Below are 21,330 nucleotides of genomic sequence, written 5' to 3'. Positions count from 1 at the left end.
CGTCACTTCGGACGGCCTTCGGCGGCGGGTGGCTACGGGCGCCGTCTTCGGTCAGGCGACACCATTGGCTTTGAACCAGGCCGTGGCACGCTGCCAGCCGTCGTCCGCGGCGCTCTTGAGGTAGCTGGGGCGGTAGTCGGCGTGGAACGCGTGGCCTGCTTCGGGGTACACGACGAAGCTCGATGCCTTGGCCGCTGCAGTTCCAGTGGCCAGAGCAGCTTTCATCTTATCAACCGTGTCAAGGGGGATGCCCTGGTCTTTTCCGCCGTACAGGCCGAGCACCGGCGCCTGCAGGCTGGCGGCGATGTCCACGGGGTGTTTCGGCTGCAATTCGCTGGCCTGCCCGACCAGCCGGCCGTACCAGGCCACGCCGGCCTTGACCTTGCCGGTGGCCGCATACAGCCACACGATGCGCCCGCCCCAGCAGAAGCCGGTGATGCCGGCCTTGCTCGTGTCGCCGCCGTTGGCCTTGGCCCAGGCCAGCGCGCCGTCGAGGTCGGCCATGACCTGCGCGTCGGGCACCTTGGTGACGACCTCCGCCTGCAGCTTGGGAATGTCGGTGTAGCCGCGCGGATCGCCCTGGCGCGCATACAGCTCGGGCGCAATGGCCAGGTAGCCGAGCTCGGCGAAGCGGCGGCAGGTGTCGGCGATGTACTCGTGCACGCCGAAGATTTCCTGGATCACCAGCACCACCGGCAGCCCGGTCTTGCCGGCCGGCGCCGCGGCATAGGCGGGCACCTCGAAGCCGTTCACGGTGTACTTGATGGGGCCGGCCTTCAGGCCTTCGGCCGGGGTCGAGATGGTCGTCTGCGCGGCCACCGGCAGCACGGCGGCGGCGTAGCCGACACCGAGGGCGGCCTTGAGCGCGGTGCGGCGCGTGGCCCCCTGCTCGGTGCTGTCGCCGGGGCGCAGCGAATCGAATTCGGAACGGTTGTCGTCGAAGGAGGTCATGCAAGGGCTCCGGTTGAATCGTCTGACAAGGGGGTGTGGCGTAGAAAAACGCACGCCGCAATGTAGGCGAAATCGGGCCGGGCCGTATGACCGGACCGTAAAGCAGCCGGGCCGCTTCGGGCTGCGCTCAGGTGCCGTAGGCCCGCCGTGCCAGCGCCTCGGCCAGCACCTGCGCCGGATCGACGAGGCTCAGCCCCGCTACCGCGGCCGAGCCCTGCAGGCCCAGCGGCACCTCGGTGCAGCCCATGATGATCGTGACCGGCCCGTGCCGTTCGGCCAGCCGCAGCGCGACCTCGGAGAAACAGCGTTCGGCCAGCGGCAGGTTGCCGGCCTTCACGCCGTCGAAGATGCCGCGCATGATCGTCTGGCGCTCGTCGGCCGACGGCACATGGCAGCCCAGGCCGGCCTCGGCCAGTGCCTCTTCATACAGCCGCACGCGGTAGGTGCCTTCGGTGGCCATCAGCGCCACCTCGGTCGCGCCTTGCGCGGCCAGTTGCTGCGCGGTTTCGCGCGCCATGTGCAGCAGCTCGACCTGCGGAAAGCGCTCCTGCAGGTTGGCATGCCACGCATGCGCCGTGTTGCAGGCGATGGCCACGGCGCGGCTGCCCAGCGCGGCCAGCCGGCCCAACGCCTGCAGCATCGGCTCGAGCGGCTGGTGCGCGCCCTGCGCGTCGGAGGCCAGCGCGCCGGTGCGGTCGGGCACCGGCACCTGCGCCAGCCAGTGCTCGGGAAAGGACTGGTCGCGCACCGGCTCGCCGCGCGCACGCATCTGCTGCGCGCAGGCCTGCACGAAGAGCCGGACGAAGTCGGCGCCCGCCGCGGGGCCCATGCCCCCGAGGATGCCGACGACCTGTGTGGCTGCGACCATGTCTTTTCTCTTTCGCTCTCTCTGTGCGATCAGGTCGCTGGCTTGTCGCTGAAGGCTTTCAGGTTTTCCTTCAGCTGGTCGCTCATCGGCAGGTTCAGCGGCACGTTCTTCGGCGGGATCGGCTGCATGAACCACTTGGTGTAGAGCTTCTCGAACTCGCCGCTCTTCATCATGGCGGTGAAGGTGTCGTCCACCAGCTTCTTGAAGGCCGGGTCGTCCTTGGGCAGCATGCAGGCGTAGGGCTCGACCTGCAGCGACTCGCCCACCACTTCGTAGTCGGCCGGGTTCTTCGAGTTCGCGATGAGGCCGAACAGCAGGATGTCGTCCATGGCGAAGGCCACGGCGCGGTCGCTCTCGACCAGCAGGAACGCGTCGGCGTGGTCCTTGCCGAGCACGATGTTCATGTCGAGGTTCTTCTCGGTGTTGTACTTGCGCATGACCAGCGCGTTGGTGGTGCCGGTGGTGCTGGCCACGGTCTTCTTCGCCAGGTCGGCGTAGTCCTTGATCTTGGACGACTTCTTCGTCAAGAGGCGCGTGCCCGTGTAGAAGTGGTTCACCGCAAAGGCCACGTCCTTGCCGCGCGCGGTGTTGTTGGTGGTGGAGCCGCACTCCAGGTCGATGGTGCCGTTGGTGATCAGCGGGATGCGGTTCTGCGAGGTGACCGCCATCAGCGAGACCTGCAGGTTGGGCTTGTTCAACTTCTTCTTCACCGCCTCGACCACGGCGTTGGAGAGTTCCACCGAGAACCCGATCGGCTTGTTGGGGCCGTCCAGGTAGCTGAAGGGCACCGACGACTCGCGGTAGGCGAGCGAGATCTTGCCGGACTCGGCGATCTTGGCGAGCGTGTCGGCAGCCTGCGCGGCCGGTGCAGTGAAGAGGACCGCGGCAGCCAGGGACGCCATCAAAACGGAGAGTTTCATTCGAGCCTTCATCGGTTGGATTGAACAGACAGCCAGTGTAAGAAGGAGTGACACATCGGGACAATTCCAATTAACCCCGGGGTCATGCCCAAAGGTTATGGGCTGGGTTCTTTTGGCATTTCCGGGCACGGCGAGGGGCCTCTACAGTCGCACGCTGTCTCTTCTGTTCCCTTTCTTCTTCACTTCCGGAAAGTTGCCTCCATGCATGTGTGCGTGCTCGGCGCCGGCATCGTGGGCCTGGCGACCGCCTGGCAACTCGAGCGCCAGGGCCACCAGGTCACGGTGATCGACCGCGCGACGCCCGGCGCGGGCGCCAGCGGCGGCAACGGCGCGCAGCTGAGCTACTCGTACGTGCAGCCGCTGGCCGATCCGTCGATCTGGACGCAGCTGCCCAAGCTGCTGTTCTCCCCCACCTCGCCGCTGAAGCTGCGCCCGCAGCTCGATCCGCTGCAATGGCGCTGGGGCCTGGCCTTCCTGGCCGCGTGCAACGCCGCGACCTCGCGCGACACCACCGCGCAGCTGCTCGCGCTGGCGGCCGCGAGCCGCACCGGCTTCGAGGCCATGCAGGCCGACATCGCGCCCGATTGCGATTTCTCCGCCACCGGCAAGCTGGTGCTCTATGCCAGCGCCGCCTCGCTGGCCGGTGCGCGCGCACAAGTCGAACTGCAACGCACGCTGGGCAGCGAACAACGCATCGTCACGCCCGACGAGTGCGTGGTCATCGAGCCCGCGCTCGCGGACTACCGCGGCCAGATGGCGGGCGCGGTCCACACGCCGAGCGAGTGCGCGGCCGACTGCCTCAAGGTGTGCGCCGAGCTGATGCGCGCACTGAGCGCGCGCGGCGTGCGCTTCCTGCTCGGTGCCGACGTGCACGGCTTTGCGCGCAGCGAGGGCCGTGTCGCCGCCGTGCAGACGAGCGAAGGCGACATCGAAGCCGATGCCTTCGTGATGGCACTCGGCTCGGCCTCGCACAAGCTCGGTCGTGCGCTCGGCGCCTACCTGCCGGTGTATCCGCTCAAGGGCTACAGCATCACGGTCGACGTCGATCCCGCCCCCGGCGCGGCGCCGCGCGTGAACGTGACCGACAGCGCGCGCAAGGTCGTCTTCGCGCGCATCGGCTCGCGCCTGCGCGTGGCCGGCATGGCCGAGCTCGTGGGGCACGACGCAAGCATTCCGGCCACGCGCATCGAGACGCTGGCCGACGCCACGCGCGCCGTGTTCCCGCGCGCGAGCCGGCTCGCCGAGCTGCACCCCTGGACCGGCATGCGCCCCGCCACGCCGAAGGGCCTGCCGATCATCGGGCGGCTGCCGCATGCGCCGTCGAACATGCTGTTCAACACCGGCCACGGCGCGCTGGGGTTCACGCTGGCCTTCGGCTCGGCGCAGCGGATCGCGCAGGCGCTGGACGCGGCCCCGTCGCGCTTCTGAGCTTGCGGCCCAGGCGCCGCCAGCCGATCACCACGCCGGTCAGGCTCAGCAGCGCACCGCCCGCGCTCAGCGCGACCAGCAGCAGGTCCCACAGCGGACGGCGTTCGAGCAGTGGCAGCCAGTCCCAGCTGTGCAGCATCGCGAACAGCCAGCGGCTCAGGCGCCGCGTGCTGTCGCTGCGGCCGAGCACGGCGCCGGTCTGCGGATCGACATGGACCCAGGTGGCGTGCGTGTCGGCGAACACCACGCGCCAGACGGGCAGCGGCTTCTCGCCGCCGCCGGTCATGGTGTGCGCTTCGCGCGTGTAGTAGTGGCTGTCGTAGGCGGTGAGCACGTCGATGCGTGCGACCGGGTCGGGCAGCAGTTGCGCGACGGCGGTGCGCAGCGCCTCCGGGTCGATCTGTTGCGGCTGCGCGCTGACCGCATCGCGCACCAGCGGCCGGCCACTCGCGGTGCTGGCCAGCACCAGCGTTTGCCCCGCCGCGCGCACCCAGCGCAGTTCGCGGATGTCGCCACGCGTGGAAGCAAGCAGCGCAGCGGGCGCTGCATCACCAGCTCCTACGACGAGCGGCCCGCCCTGCATCGCCGCCATGCGCAATGCCGGCGCACCGCTGTCGAACACGCGCCAGGGGTTCATCGACATCAGTCCGCTGAAGATCCACGTCAGCGTGACGAGTGCGAACAGCAGCCCGCTGATGTGATGCCAGCGCATCATGAAGCCCTGGTACGGCGAGTGCGAGCCGCTCTTGTAGGTGCGCCGGAAGCGCCAGCGCATCACGCCCACCACGGTGCCCGTGAGCGTGACGGCGATGCCGACGATCGACAGCCAGTTGACGATGTCGGCCCAGTAGCGGTCCAGGCCCGTGCCGCGCAGCGGGTACAGCCAGTGGATCCATGCGCCGGCGTAGTTCCACAGCCGTTCGGCGCGCGGTGCATCGCGCACCACCTCGCCGGTGCGGCCCGAGATGTACAGCCGCGTGGCCTGCGCATCGGCCAGGTCGACCACGTGCAGTGGGCGGTGCGCGTCGAGCCCGCGCGAATGGGTGAAGGCGTCTTCGTCGATGGTGCCCCGGTACCGGAGCACCACGGCCTCGCCCCCATAGGCCTGTGCGCTCACGAGTGCGCGGGCGCGGTCGACCTGGCGCAGCACGGCGCCGGTGTGCGCATCGACGACGACCACGCCGCGCCCCGGCGGTGATCGGCGCGCACCGGGTTCTGCCGCGCTCGCCGGCACCGCGAGGTACACCGCCTGCCCGCCGCTGGCCGCGGCCAACCGCAGGTCCTGCAACGGCCCCGCGATACCGGCCGCATCGAGCGCCTGTCGCGGCCCCAGCAAGGGCGCCTTCGCATCGAGCGCCGGCAGGTGCTGCAGACGCTCGGCTTCGGTGAGCTTGGGGTAGCCCACGTACATCATCACCACGCCCGAGACGAACCACATCGCGAAGAAGGCGCAGACGACCACGCCGACCCAGCGGTGGATCAGGAACAACCAGCGTTTGGCATGCATGGCGGCGCTCCCTGGGTTCAGAAGCTCACGCGCACCGACACATCGGCCGTGCGCGGCGCGCCGAGGTAGGCGAAGCCAGCGCCGACGTTCGCGGCGTACACGCGGTCGGTCGCGTTGCGCACGCGCCCCACCAGCGTGACGTTGCGGTTCACCTGCCAGCTCAGCCCGAGGTCGAGCAGCGTGTAGCCGGGCCAGTGCATCGTGTTGGCCGCATCGGCGTACACCTTGCCCACATGCCGCACGCCCGCCGTGGCCTGCAGGCGCGGCGTGATGGCATACGACACCCAGAGGTTCGCGACCACCGCCGGCGTGTTGGTCGGCGTGCGGCCCGCGAGCGACACGCCGCCCTGGCGGAACTGGTCGTAGCGCGCATCGACGTAGGTGAGGTTGCCCTGCAGCGACCACTGCGGCGTGGGCTGCAGCCCGAGCGCCAGCTCCACGCCCTTGGACGACTGCTCGCCCACGAGCACCGTGAGCGCGCTGTTGCTCGGATCTTGCGTCGCGATGTTGGTGCGACGGATGCTGTAGGCCGCGAGCGTGGCCGTGCCCTTGCCCTGCCAGAAGTCGAGCTTGGTGCCGACCTCGACCTGCCGGCCCGTGGTGAGCTCGCTGTTGTTGCGCACGTCGGCGAACGAGGCGGTCGAGAGCACGCCCGATGGCGGATCGGCCGCCGTGGCGTACTGCGCGTACAGGTTGGCGCCCGGCGCGAAGTCCCACACCAGGCCGATGCGGCCTGTGGTGGGCTTGTAGCCACGATGGAAGGTGGCCGGGCTCGCCGCGTCCACGGTGCGGCGGTTGACCAGGTCGAGGTCGATGCGCTCGTGGCGCAGCGCCGTCACGAGGTGCAGCGACGGCTGCAGCGCGGTGCGGTTCTCCAGGTACAGCGCGGTGGTCCGCACCTTGTTGTCGCGGTCGGGCCGGAAGCCCGGCGTCATGCCCGGCACGTCGAAGAAGCGCTCGGTGGCGAAGACGTACGGATTCACCGTGCTCACGGTGCCGGGCAGGCTGTTGGGAAAGCGCGTCTGCCGGTTCACGCTGAAGTCCAGCCCGAAGGACCAGTCGCTCTTCAGCCCGCCGAGCTGCCCCTTGTAGAGGCCTTCGACGCGGTTGCCCCACACGTCCTGGTCGTGCCGCTGCAGCAAGGCGCCCGAGCGGATGACGGCCGTGTTGCGCGCGTTGTAGCGGTAGTTCTCGACGTTGCGGTAGTCGCGCAGCGCGTCGTAGGCATAGAAGGTGTTCTTGAACTGCAGCGCATCGCTGGCCTGCCATTCGGTGACCGAGCGCAGCCACTGCACGCGCTGCGCGTAGAGACCGTCGGCGCTGTTGTAGTTCTTGAAGCGGGTGCCGCGGTCGATGCGCATCTCGCCGCCCGCCGGGTTCAGCACGGGCGTGCCCCAGTAGGGCCGCGTGACGTCTTCGTCCTGGTACTCGTAGGCCAGCGTGTGCTTCAGGCCGCCGCCGAAGTCCGACAGCAGCGAGGCCGCGAGCTGCGTCGACTTGCTCTTGGTGCCGTCGGTCCAGCCGTGGGCGTCGCGGTGGTTCACGTCGATGCGCGCGTAGTGGCTGCCCGCGCCGCCGTCGCCGGCGATGCGGCGGTTGAGGCCGAAGGAGGCCTCCTTCAGGTTCTGCGTGCCCAGGCGCAGCTGCGCTTCGGCGAAGTCGCTGCGCTCGGGCGCCTTGGTGATGTAGTTGATCGATCCGCCCAGCGCACCCGAGCCGAACAGGAAGCTCGACGGGCCGCCGATGGCCTCGACGCGGTCGTAGATCCAGCTGTCGACCGGGCGCGCCGCGATCGAATACTGCAGGTTGATGCCGTTGAACAGCTGCGCGATCGAGCCGCTGCCGAAGCCCCGGTAGCTCACGCCGACGTTGCCGGGCGCGTCGTGCGCGGTCACGCCGGGCACGGCGCGCAGCGCCTCCTGCGTGTTCTGCGCGCCGCGCGCATCGAGCACCGCGCGGTTCACCACCGTGACGGAGGCCGGCGTCTCGCGCGGCGTGAGGCCCAGGCGGCTCGCGGTGTCGGCGGGCGTGTCGAGGTCGAGCCGGCCGTTGGGGCGCGGGGCGTCGTCGGCCACTTCGATCGGGGGCAGCGACGACACGGCGGTCTGGGCTTGGACAGGCGAACTGACGGCGCCGAACAAGGCAAGCAGCCCCAAAGCGGGGGCACGGGAAAGGGTGGGCATGGCATCTCTCTTGCGACGGCGCTGGCGAAACCAATGAAGCGCAGCGCCGGCCGCACAACGACCGGGAACGCACCGCGCGGCCCGTTCAGGCGGCGTCAGGTGCAGGAACGACGAAGCTCAGGAGAGATGCGTGGGCGGCCCGCGCGCCGGCGGCGGCGAGGCCGTGGCTGCCGCGAGGCGGGCAGCGGGAATCGATTGCAGCGCGCGGCCCAGCGGCAGCGGCGTGGGCAGCGTCACCTGCACGGTGGCAGGCGGCGGGCCGGAGACCATGCACAGCGGGCAGTCCATGACCGCCATGCCGACTTCGGTGGCGCCGTCGTCGCCCTGCACGATGAGCTTGACGGTGCCCGCGGCGGAACACACGAGCTCCATCGCCTGCGGATTCACGAGCGGCGATGCGCCCGCGATCAACAGCGACGCCATGAACCACGCCAGCACCAGGCGGTGCATTGCGCAGAAGGTTCGAAGGGCGTGCATGGGCGCGGATTATGGCGCGAGGCGAATGCCCCGCATCTTTCTCAGGCGGTCTGCTCGATCGCTTCGCGCATGCAGCGCGTGATGCCGCGCACGGCCACCGAGTCGGGCCGGCCCGCGAAGCGCAGCGCGCGCACCGGCACCGGAATGTGCGGCTCCAGCGTCAGCACCTCGACCTTGGCGCGGTCGGCCGAGCGCGCCGTGCAGCCGTCGACCAGCGCCACGCCCAGCCCGTGGTGCGCCATGGCCAGCGCCGCGTGGTAGGTCTGCACCGTGACCACGGCCTGCTGGAAGCCCACGCCCGCCTGCCGGCAGGCCTGGCTCAGGCTGGTGCCGACCGGGTCGCGGCCGTCCAGGCCGATCACCGGGCGATCGATGAGATCGTGCAGCGCCACCGAGCCATTGCGCACCAGCGCGCGCGGCAGCATGCCCTTGGGCGCGACGCACACCATGCGGCTGTCGGCCAGGGTCTCCTGCGTGAGCGAGGGATGCACCGCGGGGCTGAAGGCAAAGCCCACATCGGCCTCCTGCAGCAGCAGCGCCGACATGATCTGCGGCGAGTGCAGCGACTCGACCGTGATCGCGTAGCCCGGGTGCATCTCGCGGAAGGCCTTGAGCGCGCGCGGCAGGATTTCGTAGCTCAGCGCGAGCACGCTGAGGATGCGCAGCTCGCCCGTGTCGTTGCCCGCGCGCAGGTTCGCCGCCAACCGCTGCACCTCGTCGAGCTGCGCGAACAGCCGCTCGATGTGCGGGTACAGCGTGAGCGCCTCGGTGGTCGGCGTGAGCCGCCCCTTGGCGCGCTGGAACAGCGGAAAGCCCAGCTGCAGCTCGGCATGCTGCAGCGTGCGGCTCACGGCCGGCTGCGTGATGTTGATGAGCCGCGCGGCCGCGCTCACGCTGCCCGCGAGCATGATCGCGTTGAAGACCTCGATGTGGCGCAGCCGCATGGCCGACGGTGGTCGGTGGCGGTCAGCGGACGGTGGTCTTGCCGGTGGCGATGTCCATCACCATGCGCACGCCGAGGTACAGGCGCGGCTCGATGGAGTCGATCAGCACGTACTCCGCGTCGGCCGTGTGCGCGCCGAAGCCTTGCAAACCGAAGCGCTCGATGACCGGCGCCTTGGTCTTGAGCGAGGCGAACGCCGCGTCGGTGCCGCCACCGGCGGCCTTGTCGTCGGCGCCCAGCGGGCGGCCCAGCTCGTCCTTGTAGATGGCCTGCGCGTGCTTGGCCAGCGCGCGCGACGCGTCGGTGGCCTCGAGCGGCGGACGGCGGCGTTCGAACTTCAGCTCGACCTTGGCGTCAGGCACCAGCTGCTTCTTCACGCGCTCGTTCACCTGCTGCTCGATGCGGTCGTAGTCGGCCACCTTGAGCACGCGCACGTCGGCGCCCGCCGTGGCGCTGGCCGGGATCACGTTGCGGTTGGTGCCCGACTTGGAGATGGTCCAGTTCATCTTCAGGCCCGTGGACGGGTCGGACAGGTCGCGCATCTGCAGGATTTGATGCGACAGCTCGTACAGCGCGTTCACGCCCAGCTCGGGCGCGGAGCCCGCGTGCGAGGCCTTGCCCGCCACGTTCAGCGTGACCGAGGCGATGCCCGCGGTGGCCAGCGAGAGCTTGTCGTCCTTGATGGACGCGCCCTCGAACGACAGCACGGCGTCGTGCTCGCCGCCCAGCTTGGTGAGCAAGGCGCGCGAACCGGGCGAGCTGATTTCCTCGTCGCCGTTGATCAGCACGGTGAGCGTGCCGTAGTCCTTGAACTTCAGCGCCTGCAGCATCGACACCAGGTGCGTGATGACCGCCACGCCCTGCTTGTCGTCGGCAATGCCCAGGCCATAGGCCTTGTCGCCGTCGACGCGGAACGGCTGCTTGTTGAGCATGCCCACGGTGTAGACCGTGTCCATGTGCGCGATGAGCATGATCTTCTTGGTGCCCGTGCCCTTGAAGGTGGCGCGCACCACGCGGCCGATCTTCTCGGGCGTGTCTTCCATGCGGTAAGCGTCGGCGCTCGGGTCGATGAGCTCCACTTCGCCGCCCAGTGCCTTGAACTTCGCGGCGATGAGGTCGGAGATTTTCTCGAGGCCTTCGATGTCGCGGCTGCCCGACTCGATGGAGACCAGCTCCTTCAGCGTCTCGAGCAGGGCGGGCTTTTCCTTGGCGGCCAGCGCGGCGATGCGGGCATCAGGGGCAGCGGAGGCAGTGCCGAGGAAGGCCGCGCAGACGGCGGCGAGCAGGAAGGTGCGGGGCTGGAGTTTCATGGAGGTGCTTCTTCTTTCTTCGGGATGTCTCGTTGGGTCGTGCGAACGTGGATCAGTGGGGATCAGTGGGCCTTGTCCCAGTTGGGACCGACGCCGATCTCGGCGAGCAGCGGCACCTTGAGCGCCGCCACGCCAGCCATCAGGCGCGGGATTTCGGTGCGCACCCATTCGACCTCGGCCTCGGGCACTTCGAACACCAGTTCGTCGTGCACCTGCATGATCATCTTGGTGGCGCGCTTTTCTTCGTCAAGCACGTTCTGTACCTTGACCATGCTGAGCTTGATGAGGTCGGCCGCCGTGCCCTGCATCGGCGCGTTGATGGCCTGACGCTCGGCCGCCTTCTTGCGGGGGCCGTTGCCGCCGTTGATCTCGCTCAGGTAGAGGCGCCGGCCGAACACGGTCTCGACGTAGGTGTGCTCGCGCGCGAACTCCACGATCTGGTCCATGTAGGTCTTCACGCCCGGGTAACGCGCAAAGTAGCGCTCGATGTACGAGGCCGCGGCCTTGGTCTCGATGCCCAGGTTCTTCGCCAGGCCGAAGCTGCTCATGCCGTAGATGAGGCCGAAGTTGATGACCTTGGCATAGCGGCGCTGCTCGCTCGACACCTGGTCGGGCGTGGTGCCGAACACCTCGGCCGCCGTGGCGCGGTGCACGTCGACGCCGTCGGTGAAGGCGCGCAGCAGCGACTCGTCGCCGCTGATGTGGGCCATGATGCGCAGCTCGATCTGCGAGTAGTCGGCACTGGCGATCACGCTGCCCGCGGGCGCCACGAAGGCCTCGCGCACGCGGCGGCCTTCGGGCGTGCGGATCGGGATGTTCTGCAGGTTGGGGTCGTTGCTGCTCAGGCGGCCCGTGACGGCCACGGCCTGCGCATAGTGCGTGTGCACGCGGCCGGTGCGCGGGTTGGCCAGCTGGCCGAGCTTGTCGGTGTAGGTGCCCTTGAGTTTCGAGAGGCCGCGGTGCTCGAGGATCTTGGCGGGCAGCGGGTAGTCTTCGGCCAGCTTCTCGAGCACTTCTTCGTCGGTGCTGGGCGCGCCGCTCGGCGTCTTCTTGACCACGGGCAGGCCCAGCTTGGTGAAGAAGATTTCGCCGATCTGCTTGGGCGAACCGAGGTTGAAGGGCTGGCCCGCGATGTCGTAGGCCTCTTGCTCCAGCGCCATGATGCGCGTGCCCAGGTCGTGGCTCTGCGCGGCCAGCGTGGGTGCGTCGATCAGCACGCCGTTGCGCTCGATGCGGTACAGCGCCTCGCTCGAATCCATTTCGAGCTGATAGATGTAGGCCAGCTTTTCTTCCTTCTGCAGCAGGGGCCAGAGCGTGCGGTGCACGTCGAGCGTCTGGTCGCTGTCTTCGCACGAGTACTCGGCGGCCTTGGCGATGTCGACCTGGCTGAACGAAATCTGGTGCGCGCCCTTGCCGCACAGGTCTTCGTAGGAGATTCCGCTGCGTCCCAGGTGGCGCTCGGCCAGGGACGACAGGCCGTGCGGCTTGTTCACTTCGAGCACGTAGCTTTGCAGCATGGTGTCGTGCGCGTAGCCCTGCACCTCGATGCCGTGGTTGGCGAACACGTGGCGGTCGTACTTGATGTGCTGGCCGAGCTTCTTCTTGTCGGCGTTCTCGAGCCAGGGCTTGAGTTTGGCGAGCACCTCGTCGATGGGCAGCTGCGCGGGTGCGTCGGGGTAGTTGTGCGTGAGCGGAATGTAGGCCGCTTCGCCTGGCGTGACGCTGAAGCTGATGCCCACGATCTGCGCCACCATTTCGTCCAGCGAGGTGGTCTCGGTGTCGATGGCCGTGAGTTCGGCGGCCTCGAGCTTGGCGAGCCAGGCGTCGAACTGCGCCCACTCCATGATGGTGTCGTACTTCAGGTTGCTCGCGGGCGCGGCGGCCTCTTGCGCCTCCAGCTCGGAAGGCTCGTCGAACAGGCCGCCCTGGTCCCGGTCGGCCTTGGAGGTGGCCTTCTTCTTGGCGTTCTCTTCGATCAGCTCGGGCGGCACTTCCTGCGCTTCGAGCGACTTGACGAGGCTCTTGAAACCGAACTTCTCGTAGAAGGGCTTCAGCTCGGCCGTCTGCGGCGCGCCGACGGGCAGGCCTTCGAGCGAGGGCAGGCCTTCGACAAAGCCGTTCAGGTCGCAGTCGGTGCGGATGGTGACGAGGCGCTTGCTCAGCGGCAGCTTGTCGAGCGCCTGGCGCAGGTTCTCGCCGGCGGCGCCCTTCACTTCGGCGGCGCGTTCGACCAGCGCATCGAGCGAGCCGTATTCGAGCAGCCATTTCGCCGCGGTCTTGGGGCCGACCTTGGGCACGCCGGGCACGTTGTCGACCGTGTCGCCGATGAGCGTCTGGTAGTCGACCATGAGGCTGGGCGGCACGCCGAACTCGGCCGTCACGCCGGCGATGTCGCGCTTCTTGCCGTTCATCGTGTCGATGATGGTGATGTGCTCGTCGACCAGCTGGCTCAGGTCCTTGTCGCCGCTGGACACGATCACTTCGACGCCCTGCGCGGCCGCCACCTTGGCAAGCGTGCCGATCACGTCGTCGGCCTCGACCTCGGGCACGGTGATCACCGGCCAGCCGAGCAGCTTGACCACTTCGTGGATGGGGTCGATCTGGCTGCGCAGGTCGTCGGGCATCGGCGAGCGGTTGGCCTTGTACTCGGGGTACCAGTCGTCGCGGAAAGTCTTGCCGGGGGCGTCGAAGATGCAGGCCGCGTAGTCGGCGCGCACCTCGCGGCGCAACGCGGTCATCATGTTGATCATGCCCCGGATCGCCCCGGTGGCCGGGCTCTTGGGGTCGCCGGGCACGGCGCGCAGATCGGGCATCGCGTGGAAGGCCCGGTACAGGTAGCTCGAGCCATCGACGAGCAGCAGCGTTTTCTTGTCGGTCATCGGGGCATTTTGCCGTGCCCGGACCGGCGCCCCGAACGACACCAGGGTCGGCTGGCGGCCGACACGCCGCCAGCGGGTGCACGCCTACAATCTGCGCATGCCTAGCTCCCCACTCCTGGTCGCCCGCCGCATCCTGCTGGCGCTGGCTTTCGCCACCCCCTTTGCCGCGCTTGCGCAGGCACCGGCCGCGCCTGCCGCCCAGCCGGCACCGGCGGAACCGCTACAAAATCAGGAGCAGGCCGACGGCCGGCGCAACCAGAAGGTCGAGCACCTCCACACGGAAGACAGCGGCGCCTCGGTCGACGAGGTGCGCTACGGCGGCCGCACGCAGAGCATCAACGTCAAGCCCAAGTCGAACATGCCCGGTTACGAAGTGCTGCCCAACGACGGCGGCAGCGCCCGCCCCGGTGCCAGCGGCGACGCGAACAGCGGCGGCAACGGCCCGCGTGTCTGGAACGTGCTGAAGTTCTGACCGTGACGCTGTCGTTCTCCTTCCCGCCCTCCCTCTTTTCTCCCGCAGCCGCCGTCCGGCGCTGAGCATCGCCATGGCAGTTTTTACCGAAGTCCAGTTCGGCGAGGCAGACGCGCTCGTCCAGCGCCTTGGCATGGGCGCCCTGCGCGAGTTGCGCGGCATCGAGGGCGGCATCGAGAACACCAACTACTTCGCGACCACCGAGTCGGGCGAGTTCGTGCTGACGCTGTTCGAGCGCCTGAGCGCCGAGCAGCTGCCGTACTACCTTTGCCTCATGAAGCACCTGGCCGGTGCCGGCCTGCCGGTGCCCGCGCCCGTGGCCGACCCGGCCGTGGCACCACCGACCGGCCATGCGCTGTCGATCCCCGCGCAGGCGCCCTGCGAACTGCTGCACCGCGTGGCCGGCAAGCCCGCGGCGCTGGTGCAGAAGCTGTCGGGCCACAGCGAGCTGGCCCCCACGGCCGCCCACTGCGCCGAACTGGGCGCCATGCTGGCCCGCATGCACCTGGCCGGGCGCGACTACCCGCGCATCCAGCCCAACCTGCGCGGCCTGCCCTGGTGGAACGAGACCGCCCCGGTGGTGCTTCCCCACATGGACGAGGCGCAGGCTGCGTTGCTGCGCGCCGAGCTGGCCTACCAGAACCATGTCGCCGAATCGTCGGCCTACGCGGCGCTGCCGCGCGGCCCGGTGCATGCCGACATGTTCCGCGACAACGTGATGTTCGCGACCGGCGGCGAGCCCGATGCGCCGCCGCGCCTCACCGGCGTGTTCGACTTCTACTTCGCCGGCACCGACACCTGGCTGTTCGACCTGGCCGTGTGCCTGAACGACTGGGCCATCGACCTGGCCAGCGGCCGGCACGACGCCGCCCGCGCCGACGCCCTGCTCGCCGCGTATGAGAGCGTGCGCAGGCTGAACGCCTCCGAGCGCGCCCTGCTGCCCGCGATGCTGCGCGCCGCTGCGCTGCGCTTCTGGATCTCGCGCCTGTGGGACTTCCACCTGCCGCGCGAGGCCAGCATGCTCAAGCCCCACGACCCGACGCACTTCGAGCGCGTGCTGCGCGAGCGCGCCACCCACCCGCACGCCATCGCCCACGTCTTAGAGCCGGCGCTGGCAGCCTGACCGTACACATGAAACTCCACCTCGTGCCGGCGCGCACCGGCTTCGACTGGGTCCGCCTCGGACTCAAGACCTTCTGGCGCCAGCCGTTGGCCTTCATCTCGCTGTTCTTCCTGCTGATGGCGATGATCTCGACGGTGTCGATGCTGCCGCTGCTCGGCAGCGTGCTCGCGCCGATCCTGCTGCCCTTCATGACGCTGGGCCTGATGGTCGCGACCTCGGTGGCCGCGGCCGACAACGCCGACGGCCTGGGCAACGCAGGCGACCTGGGCCGCCCCACGGGCTCGGCCATGTTCATCGCGGTGTTCGACGCCATGCGCACCGAATGGCGCGCGCTGGTCACGCTGGGCGTGATCTCGGCCGTGTACTTCGTGCTGGCCGTCACGCTGACGGCACTGGTCGACGGCGGCCAGCTCATGCGCGCCTACCTGCTCGATGAAGCGGTGACGCCCGAGGTCATGAAGAGCAGCGAGTTCCTCACGGCGCGCACGCTGCTGATGTGCCTGAACCTGCCGCTGTCGCTGGCCATGTGGCATGCGCCGGCGCTGGTGCACTGGCACCGCGTGGAGCCGGTGAAGAGCATCTTCTTCAGCATCGTCGCGCTGTTCCGCAACTTCGGCGCCTACGCGCTGTTCGGCCTGGCGTGGTTCGGCGTGTTCATGCTCGCGGGCATCGCCATCGGCCTGCTCGCCACCGTGCTGATCGGCGTCGGCGCCATGGGCTCCGACGGCGCGGCGCTGGCGATCGGCAACATCCTGATGATCGGCACCGCGCTGGTGCTGGCGGCCATGTCGCTGGCCTCGACCTGGTTCACCTTCCGGGACAGCTTCGACGCGAACTGAGCCGGCTCAGTCGGTTCCAGCGCTGTCCTTGCGCAGGCTCGCGAACAGCGACCACGCCATGCCTGCGAGCAACAGCAGGCCCACGCCCAGCGCCCCCCAGAGCCACCACTTGCGCGACGGATCGTGCGGTGCCGTCTTGGGAACCGGTGCGAGCGCAGCGGCTGCGACAGCGGCCTCGACCGCCGCCACCGGCAGCGTGACCGAAGCGCCATCCGCCACGACGGGCTTGTCCGCCGCGTAACCCGGGATCAGCGTGGACAGCGCGAGCGGCGCACCTGGCACCGCCCCCTGGACCGCGCCCGTCTCGGGTGCCGCACGCCATGTGAGCGAGAACGGCGCACTGCCCTGCGCGAGAAACACCAGCGTGCGCGGCGTGGCCCCCACCGCAATCGTCGGCGACGTGGCGCCGAGGACGCTCACTGGGCCGGAAGTGCGCAGCCGCAAGCGCGAATACACCGCACCGTCGAGCGCCAGCACCGGTGAGCGCGCCTCGCCGCCGGCTTGCGCGAGGCGATACACCACCGTGTCGAGCAGCGGCACCTCGCCCGGGCCCGTGGGCAGCGCGGTCGTTCGGCGCTGCGAGTGCCGCAACGCGTAGAGCGGATTGCGCGGCACGAACTGCGGCGGCGTCGCCGAAGCCGGCACCGCATCGACCAGGCCCGACACGCCGATCTGCGCCAGCGTGTTGATGTCGGCCAGGTCGATGCGCAGGCTCTGCACCGGCAGGCCGCGCGGCAGCGGGTAGTCGCAGTAATCCTCCGCGCAGCGCTCCGGCTTGAGCGCGCCGGACCATTCGATCGGCGCCACCGGCTCGACCTCCTGCACGCTGTCGATCTCCACCTTGGCGAGCGGCACGCCCTGCTGCGGATCGCTCCAGCGCAGGCGCAGGAAACGCGTGCGCAGGTTGCCCAGCTCGACCGCCATGCGCTCGATGGTCTGGCCGCCATGGGCCAGGCGCACCAGCTGCTCGTCGCCGCCGACCGGGCGCCATTGCCGCAGGTCGTCGCTGGCTTCCAGCCGGAAGGCGAACAGGCCGCGCGCATCGGGCGCGACCTCGAAACGTGCCTGCAGCAGGCTGCCCTTGACCTGGCTCACGTCGATGAGCCACTGCGCCGCGTCGCTCGGCTTGGCGGCGGCCTTGCGGTCCAGCGCCAGCGAGCCGTCGGGGCGCACGGTGAAGGCCAGCACGGTGTCGCCCGCTGCCGTGTTGCCGGGCAACGCGAAGATCGGCACTGCTTGCGACGCCGTGCGCGGCGCTGCCGCCTCGTTGCGCAGCCAGGCGTAGGGCACTGCATGCCCCGCGGCGTTCTGCACCCGCAGGTCGCTGAGGTCGCCATGGGCGGCACGGCCGTAGATGGCGAGGGGCAGCGTGAGCCGGTGATACGGCCCCGCGCCCTGCAGCGCGATGGGCGCGGAAGTGACCGGCTGCGCCTGTGCAGCGCCTGCCGCAGCCATCAGCGCGACAAGGACAACAGGGATCGAACGACCGCTCATGCCGCACCTCCTTCGGTCGGCGCCGCTTCTTCTTCGGTCGGCTCCGCCTCTTCCTTCTTCGGCGGCACCGGCGCGAAGTACCCCACCAGCAGCAGCAAGGCGCCCACGGCAATGAACGACACGATGCGGAACAGCCCGCCGCGGTCCGCCAGCTCGACGAAGAACAGCTTCAGCACCACGACGCCAAGCAGCGCAGCGCCCGCGATCCACAGCGTGCGCACCCGGCGCCCATGGCCGAGCACCATCGCGACCACACCGCAGATCGCCCAGGTGATCGACAGCGCCGCCTGCGTGAGCCACGAGGCATAGAGCGCATCGAAACGCCATTCCACGCCCGCGTAGTGATAGCAGGTGCGCAGCACCATGCCGGTCAGCAGCGCGAGGCCGGTGAAGCCGACCGCGCCCTTGGCGACCATCGGCTGCACCCGCGCGAACGAGCCCTGCGGCAGCGCGCGCCACCAGAGCACCAGCGCGAACAGCACGAGCCATTGCGCGAGTTCGAGCGGATTGAGCAGCGGCACATACGGCAGCGGCGCCGCATCGCCGGGGCTCACGGCGTTGGTCACCCACACCCAGGCGAGCAGGTACACCGCCACCGGCGTCGCGGCAAATTCCAGGTAGGCACTGCGGTATTCGCTGAGCGGCCAGCGCTGCAGCAGCACGCGCGAGCGCAGCGCCCACAGCACGAGCGCCGGCACGAGGGCCCAGCCCAGCAGTTGCCAGCTCGACCACTCGGCGCCGATGCGGCCGAGCTGCCACTGGCATTCACGCGCCGCGAGCAGCAGGAAGAGCCAGAAGCCCGCGACGTGGAACGGCGTCAGCACCGAGGCGTCGAGCCAGCGCTTCTGCGCACGCAGCAGGCGCAGGTGCCACACGAGCGCCAGCGGCCAGGCGATCCAGCCGAGTGCGCTCGACGGCACGTAGAACAGCGTCGGCCCGCCTGCGATGCCGTAGGCGGCGATCAGGCCGAAGCCGGGCAGCGTGGCCAGCGTCGCCCTGCCGAGCTGCGACCAATCGCGGCGGTGCGCCACGAGCGCGGACAGCGCGGAGGTCACGAGCACCACCGCCATTGCAACTGCGGGCACATGGCTCGCCAGCGCGTGGAGGTTCAGCACCCGGACGCTTTCGTCCAGCATGCCGACCAGCCACCAGCCCAGGCCCCAGACCACCGGCGTCCACAGCACCGCAGGCAATGCGCACCACGCGTTGACCCAGCGCTTGTGCGCTGTGCCGACGGCCCCGGTTTCGCGCGGCCGTGCTTCATCGCGCAGCCAGTCGCCGGCCAGCAGCGCCGTGAGGCCCAGCACCACCGGCGTCCAGAAGCCCAGATGCCCGAACGCGGGACGCAGCGCGCGCATGTCGCCACTCGCCTCCGCCAGCACGATGAAGAGCACCGCCGAGACCGCATGCAGCACGCCGGCGAACGCCGCGAGCGGCAGGTGCGCCATGCGCAGCGCGACCCACAGCACGACGGTGGCGGTCAGCGGCCACAGCAGCGCGGCCTGGGTGAGGCTGATCTGGAACAGCATCGCCAGGTGCAGCAGGCCCACGCCCGCGATCACGCCCACCACATTGCCGACCGACCACACGGGCTGCACGCCACGCGCCAGGGCCGCGCGGTGCGCCTGCAGCATCGACCAGGCGGCGCTGCCGAGCACGCTGAGCGCAATGAGGCACGCAGCCGCGGCGCCTTGCCAGCCGCTTTCGAGCGCCTGCTTCGCATCGAGCCCGTCGCCTGCACGATGCAGCGTGGCAATGAAGCCCGCCACCGCCAGCGCCTGCATGCCGAAGCTCACATGGGTGAGTGGCAGCAACGCGAAGCGCACGGCGACGGCGAACGTGGCCGACGCAAGCACGGCCGTCGCAGCCGCAGCCCACGGCGGCGTGAACCACTGCCACAGCAGCAGCGTGAGCGCAGCCATGCCGAGCCACGGCAAGGCGCTGCCGACGATGGCCTCGATGCTGTCGCCCTCGTCGAGCTTGGCGCGGCGCTGCATGGCCCACATCGCGAAGGCGCTGACAGCCACCAGCAGCGGGCCGATCACCGAGCCCTGCAGCAGCGGGTGCCCCGCCGCCCCATCCGGCTGCGTGGCTTCCAGCAGCTTCCACACGGCGCCCGCGAACACGAGGAACGAGAAGGCGCGCGCATAGACACGCCCTTGCCGCGCACCCAGCCAGTACATGCCGGCCGCTTCGACCGCCCACGCCGCGCCGGTCCACTGCCCTTCGAGGCCGAGCGGAATGGCGAGCGTGCCGAAGATCACGCCGACGATGGCGTAGGCCTCCGCCAGCAGCGCGAGCCCCTTGGGCTGCGTCGCGAACACCAGCCGGCCCATCACGAGGTAGAAGGCCGCAAGTGCCATCGCCGAGAAGGCGGCGCCGTAGTCCCACGGACGCATCAGCAGGTACTGCATGCCGAACGCGACCATCGGCGTGCCGAAGACGAGCGAGCTGTCGACACGGCCCGCGCGGCGCAACGTGTCCAGCGCGCGCGTGGCCAGCGGCTGCGCGGGCTGCACCGGCGCATCGAACAGCGTGCGCCGCGCAAAGAACAGGCCAATGGCGGTGAACAGCAGGAAGAACACGACGAGGAACGGCTGCACGGTGCCGTACTGGTCGTCGGTGTAGTACTTGTGCGCCCAGCCGGCCGCCAGCGTGAAGGTGCCGACGAAGCCGATCAGGTTCAGCACGCGCCAGGCCTTGAACCACGCGATCAGCACGATGCCCACGTCGAGCACCAGCAGGTAGGTGAAGAGGCCCACCGGCTGGTTCGAGCCGGTCGATGCCAGCACCGGCGCCGCGAAGCCTTCGAGCGCGGCGACGATGGCCAGCACCGGCGCGTTCTGCAGCACGGCCAACGCGGCGCTGAGCACCGCCACGCCGAACAGGAAAGCAAAGCCCACGCCGGCCGGCAGCAGGCCGCTGAGCTTCATGGCCGCGAGCGTCGTGAGATAGAAGACGCCGATGCCCGCGCCCTGCAGGATCAGCGCATAGCCCGCGCGCTTGTGGCGCAGCAGCCAGCCCAGCACCAGCAGGCCCGCGCCCACCAGGGCGACCGCGGCGTAGCGCAGTTCGATCGGCACCGTGACGCGTTCGGCCGTGTAGCGCAGCAGGAAAGCCAGGCCAAGGAAAAGGATCAGCACGCCGAGCTTGACCAGCATGTTGCCGCCGAAGATCAGGTTGGCGATCGGTGCAGGCAGGCGGTCGCGCAGCGGGACCGGTGGCGGCGGAGGCGGCGGGGGTGGACGACGGACCAGCGGCGGCACGGTGACCGGCGCAGGGGCCGCGACGGTCTCCGGCGGACGTGGCGCGGCCGGTTTGTCGACCGCGGGAATGGCGGGTGCGGCTGGCGCTTGTGCAGCGGGCTCCTTGGCAACGACGGCAGGCCGCGGAACCTGCAGGCTCGAGATGCGGGGCCGCGCCATCTCGGCGGCGCGTGCGGTCGCCGGTTGACCCAGCGGCAATGAAGGCGACTCGGCCGCCGGCGTGCTGGCCATCGAGGTGGCGAGGTCGCCGACCGACGTTGCTGCCGGGGCAACGGTCACCTCGCCCGCGCCCTGCGCAAGCCGGCGTTCGAGCTGGCCGACACGCGCCTCGAGTTCGGTCACCCGCTGCTGCAGCTTCAGCATGCCGTCTGCTGACGGCGTGCCGGCAACGCGGCCGTCCGACAACGCACTTTCAGCCTCGGTGCGCTGCGGCTCGTCCTTTTTCTTCTTGCCGAGCAGCTTCTGGAACGCGAGCGCGCCGACGAGCGCGAGAAGCAGCGCCATGGGCAGCGATTCGAGCATCGCCCCAATGAACAGGCCGGCCATCATGCCTACGAACCACATCCCTGACTCCCCTTGTTTTGGCGAGCCCGGAGTGTACGACTGCTACAGGAGAAAAGACGCTCTAACGCCCGGCCCGTCTTTGCAGTCAGCTACAACTTTTGTAGCA

15 protein-coding genes are annotated in these 21,330 nt (G+C 69.6%); 4 read left to right on the top strand and 11 right to left on the bottom strand.

The window, feature by feature from the left end; genetic code table 11:
- Nucleotides 1-51: 51 nt before the first annotated feature.
- The 3 genes from AC3WQM_RS07985 to AC3WQM_RS07975 form a co-directional block, all read right to left on the bottom strand.
- A complete protein-coding gene (locus tag AC3WQM_RS07985; protein ID WP_492677786.1) occupies nucleotides 52-951 on the bottom strand; it encodes a dienelactone hydrolase family protein in 900 nt (299 codons plus the stop codon).
- Between the two features lie 127 nt (nucleotides 952-1,078).
- Nucleotides 1,079-1,819 (bottom strand): aspartate/glutamate racemase family protein, encoded by a 741-nt coding sequence (locus AC3WQM_RS07980; RefSeq protein WP_492677784.1) that lies wholly within the window; start codon nucleotides 1,817-1,819, stop codon nucleotides 1,079-1,081.
- 29 nt (nucleotides 1,820-1,848) lie between these two features.
- Nucleotides 1,849-2,739: a transporter substrate-binding domain-containing protein gene (locus AC3WQM_RS07975; RefSeq protein ID WP_062468917.1), complete on the bottom strand. Its 891-nt coding sequence runs from the start codon at nucleotides 2,737-2,739 to the stop codon at nucleotides 1,849-1,851.
- Between the two features lie 201 nt (nucleotides 2,740-2,940).
- Here AC3WQM_RS07975 and AC3WQM_RS07970 point away from each other — a divergent pair, with 201 nt between their 5' ends.
- On the top strand, nucleotides 2,941-4,167 hold the full coding sequence (locus AC3WQM_RS07970; protein WP_492677782.1) for a D-amino acid dehydrogenase: 1,227 nt from the start codon (nucleotides 2,941-2,943) through the stop codon (nucleotides 4,165-4,167).
- Here the strand turns inward: AC3WQM_RS07970 and AC3WQM_RS07965 are convergent.
- The 6 genes from AC3WQM_RS07965 to polA all read right to left on the bottom strand — a co-directional run bounded on the left by AC3WQM_RS07965 (nucleotide 4,100) and on the right by polA (nucleotide 13,466).
- Entirely contained in the window at nucleotides 4,100-5,674 is a 1,575-nt protein-coding gene (locus AC3WQM_RS07965; RefSeq protein ID WP_492677780.1) for a PepSY domain-containing protein, read from the bottom strand. The genes AC3WQM_RS07970 and AC3WQM_RS07965 overlap by 68 nt on opposite strands.
- Nucleotides 5,675-5,691: 17 nt before the next feature.
- Complete coding sequence (locus tag AC3WQM_RS07960; RefSeq protein ID WP_492677778.1) at nucleotides 5,692-7,857, bottom strand: TonB-dependent receptor; 2,166 nt, start codon at nucleotides 7,855-7,857, stop codon at nucleotides 5,692-5,694.
- A gap of 117 nt (nucleotides 7,858-7,974) precedes the next feature.
- Complete coding sequence (locus AC3WQM_RS07955; protein ID WP_492677776.1) at nucleotides 7,975-8,334, bottom strand: hypothetical protein; 360 nt, start codon at nucleotides 8,332-8,334, stop codon at nucleotides 7,975-7,977.
- Nucleotides 8,335-8,375: 41 nt separating this feature from the next.
- Entirely contained in the window at nucleotides 8,376-9,278 is a 903-nt protein-coding gene (locus AC3WQM_RS07950; protein WP_095946819.1) for a LysR family transcriptional regulator, read from the bottom strand.
- A gap of 22 nt (nucleotides 9,279-9,300) precedes the next feature.
- On the bottom strand, nucleotides 9,301-10,587 hold the full coding sequence (locus AC3WQM_RS07945) for a M20/M25/M40 family metallo-hydrolase (RefSeq protein ID WP_095946818.1): 1,287 nt from the start codon (nucleotides 10,585-10,587) through the stop codon (nucleotides 9,301-9,303).
- A 62-nt stretch (nucleotides 10,588-10,649) separates the two neighbouring features.
- Nucleotides 10,650-13,466, bottom strand: a complete 2,817-nt coding sequence (polA, locus tag AC3WQM_RS07940) for a DNA polymerase I (RefSeq protein ID WP_492677774.1) — start codon at nucleotides 13,464-13,466, stop codon at nucleotides 10,650-10,652.
- A 97-nt stretch (nucleotides 13,467-13,563) separates the two neighbouring features.
- On the opposite strand from polA, the gene AC3WQM_RS07935 reads away from it, so the two are divergent.
- From AC3WQM_RS07935 to AC3WQM_RS07925, 3 genes are all read left to right on the top strand, one after another.
- Nucleotides 13,564-13,938: a hypothetical protein gene (locus AC3WQM_RS07935; protein ID WP_492677772.1), complete on the top strand. Its 375-nt coding sequence runs from the start codon at nucleotides 13,564-13,566 to the stop codon at nucleotides 13,936-13,938.
- Between the two features lie 73 nt (nucleotides 13,939-14,011).
- Nucleotides 14,012-15,061, top strand: a complete 1,050-nt coding sequence (locus AC3WQM_RS07930) for a homoserine kinase (RefSeq protein ID WP_492677770.1) — start codon at nucleotides 14,012-14,014, stop codon at nucleotides 15,059-15,061.
- A gap of 8 nt (nucleotides 15,062-15,069) precedes the next feature.
- Nucleotides 15,070-15,900 (top strand): BPSS1780 family membrane protein, encoded by an 831-nt coding sequence (locus tag AC3WQM_RS07925; RefSeq protein ID WP_492677768.1) that lies wholly within the window; start codon nucleotides 15,070-15,072, stop codon nucleotides 15,898-15,900.
- A gap of 6 nt (nucleotides 15,901-15,906) precedes the next feature.
- On the opposite strand, the gene AC3WQM_RS07920 is transcribed toward AC3WQM_RS07925, so the two are convergent.
- Complete coding sequence (locus AC3WQM_RS07920; protein WP_492677766.1) at nucleotides 15,907-17,394, bottom strand: DUF3999 domain-containing protein; 1,488 nt, start codon at nucleotides 17,392-17,394, stop codon at nucleotides 15,907-15,909.
- Nucleotides 17,391-21,224 carry a DUF2339 domain-containing protein gene (locus AC3WQM_RS07915; RefSeq protein ID WP_492677764.1) on the bottom strand — a complete coding sequence of 1,278 codons (3,834 nt, stop codon included), beginning with the start codon at nucleotides 21,222-21,224 and terminating at the stop codon, nucleotides 17,391-17,393. The genes AC3WQM_RS07920 and AC3WQM_RS07915 overlap by 4 nt, the downstream gene beginning before the upstream one ends.
- Between the last annotated feature and the right edge of the window lie 106 nt (nucleotides 21,225-21,330).

It is taken from the genome of Variovorax sp. FW301-JW7 (assembly GCF_058788795.1).
Note: the sequence above shows the minus strand (reverse complement) of the source record. Positions and strands in the feature narration are given on the sequence as shown.

Excerpts from the sequence above, each read along its gene's own strand:
- AC3WQM_RS07985 (WP_492677786.1), bottom strand. The coding sequence starts at position 951 with ATGACCTCCTTCGACGACAACCGTTCCGAATTCGATTCGCTGCGCCCC.
- AC3WQM_RS07980 (WP_492677784.1), bottom strand. The coding sequence starts at position 1,819 with ATGGTCGCAGCCACACAGGTCGTCGGCATCCTCGGGGGCATGGGCCCC.
- AC3WQM_RS07975 (WP_062468917.1), bottom strand. The coding sequence starts at position 2,739 with ATGAAACTCTCCGTTTTGATGGCGTCCCTGGCTGCCGCGGTCCTCTTC.
- AC3WQM_RS07970 (WP_492677782.1), top strand. The coding sequence starts at position 2,941 with ATGCATGTGTGCGTGCTCGGCGCCGGCATCGTGGGCCTGGCGACCGCC.
- AC3WQM_RS07965 (WP_492677780.1), bottom strand. The coding sequence starts at position 5,674 with ATGCATGCCAAACGCTGGTTGTTCCTGATCCACCGCTGGGTCGGCGTG.
- AC3WQM_RS07960 (WP_492677778.1), bottom strand. The coding sequence starts at position 7,857 with ATGCCCACCCTTTCCCGTGCCCCCGCTTTGGGGCTGCTTGCCTTGTTC.
- AC3WQM_RS07955 (WP_492677776.1), bottom strand. The coding sequence starts at position 8,334 with ATGCACGCCCTTCGAACCTTCTGCGCAATGCACCGCCTGGTGCTGGCG.
- AC3WQM_RS07950 (WP_095946819.1), bottom strand. The coding sequence starts at position 9,278 with ATGCGGCTGCGCCACATCGAGGTCTTCAACGCGATCATGCTCGCGGGC.
- AC3WQM_RS07945 (WP_095946818.1), bottom strand. The coding sequence starts at position 10,587 with ATGAAACTCCAGCCCCGCACCTTCCTGCTCGCCGCCGTCTGCGCGGCC.
- polA (WP_492677774.1), bottom strand. The coding sequence starts at position 13,466 with ATGACCGACAAGAAAACGCTGCTGCTCGTCGATGGCTCGAGCTACCTG.
- AC3WQM_RS07935 (WP_492677772.1), top strand. The coding sequence starts at position 13,564 with ATGCCTAGCTCCCCACTCCTGGTCGCCCGCCGCATCCTGCTGGCGCTG.
- AC3WQM_RS07930 (WP_492677770.1), top strand. The coding sequence starts at position 14,012 with ATGGCAGTTTTTACCGAAGTCCAGTTCGGCGAGGCAGACGCGCTCGTC.
- AC3WQM_RS07925 (WP_492677768.1), top strand. The coding sequence starts at position 15,070 with ATGAAACTCCACCTCGTGCCGGCGCGCACCGGCTTCGACTGGGTCCGC.
- AC3WQM_RS07920 (WP_492677766.1), bottom strand. The coding sequence starts at position 17,394 with ATGAGCGGTCGTTCGATCCCTGTTGTCCTTGTCGCGCTGATGGCTGCG.
- AC3WQM_RS07915 (WP_492677764.1), bottom strand. The coding sequence starts at position 21,224 with ATGTGGTTCGTAGGCATGATGGCCGGCCTGTTCATTGGGGCGATGCTC.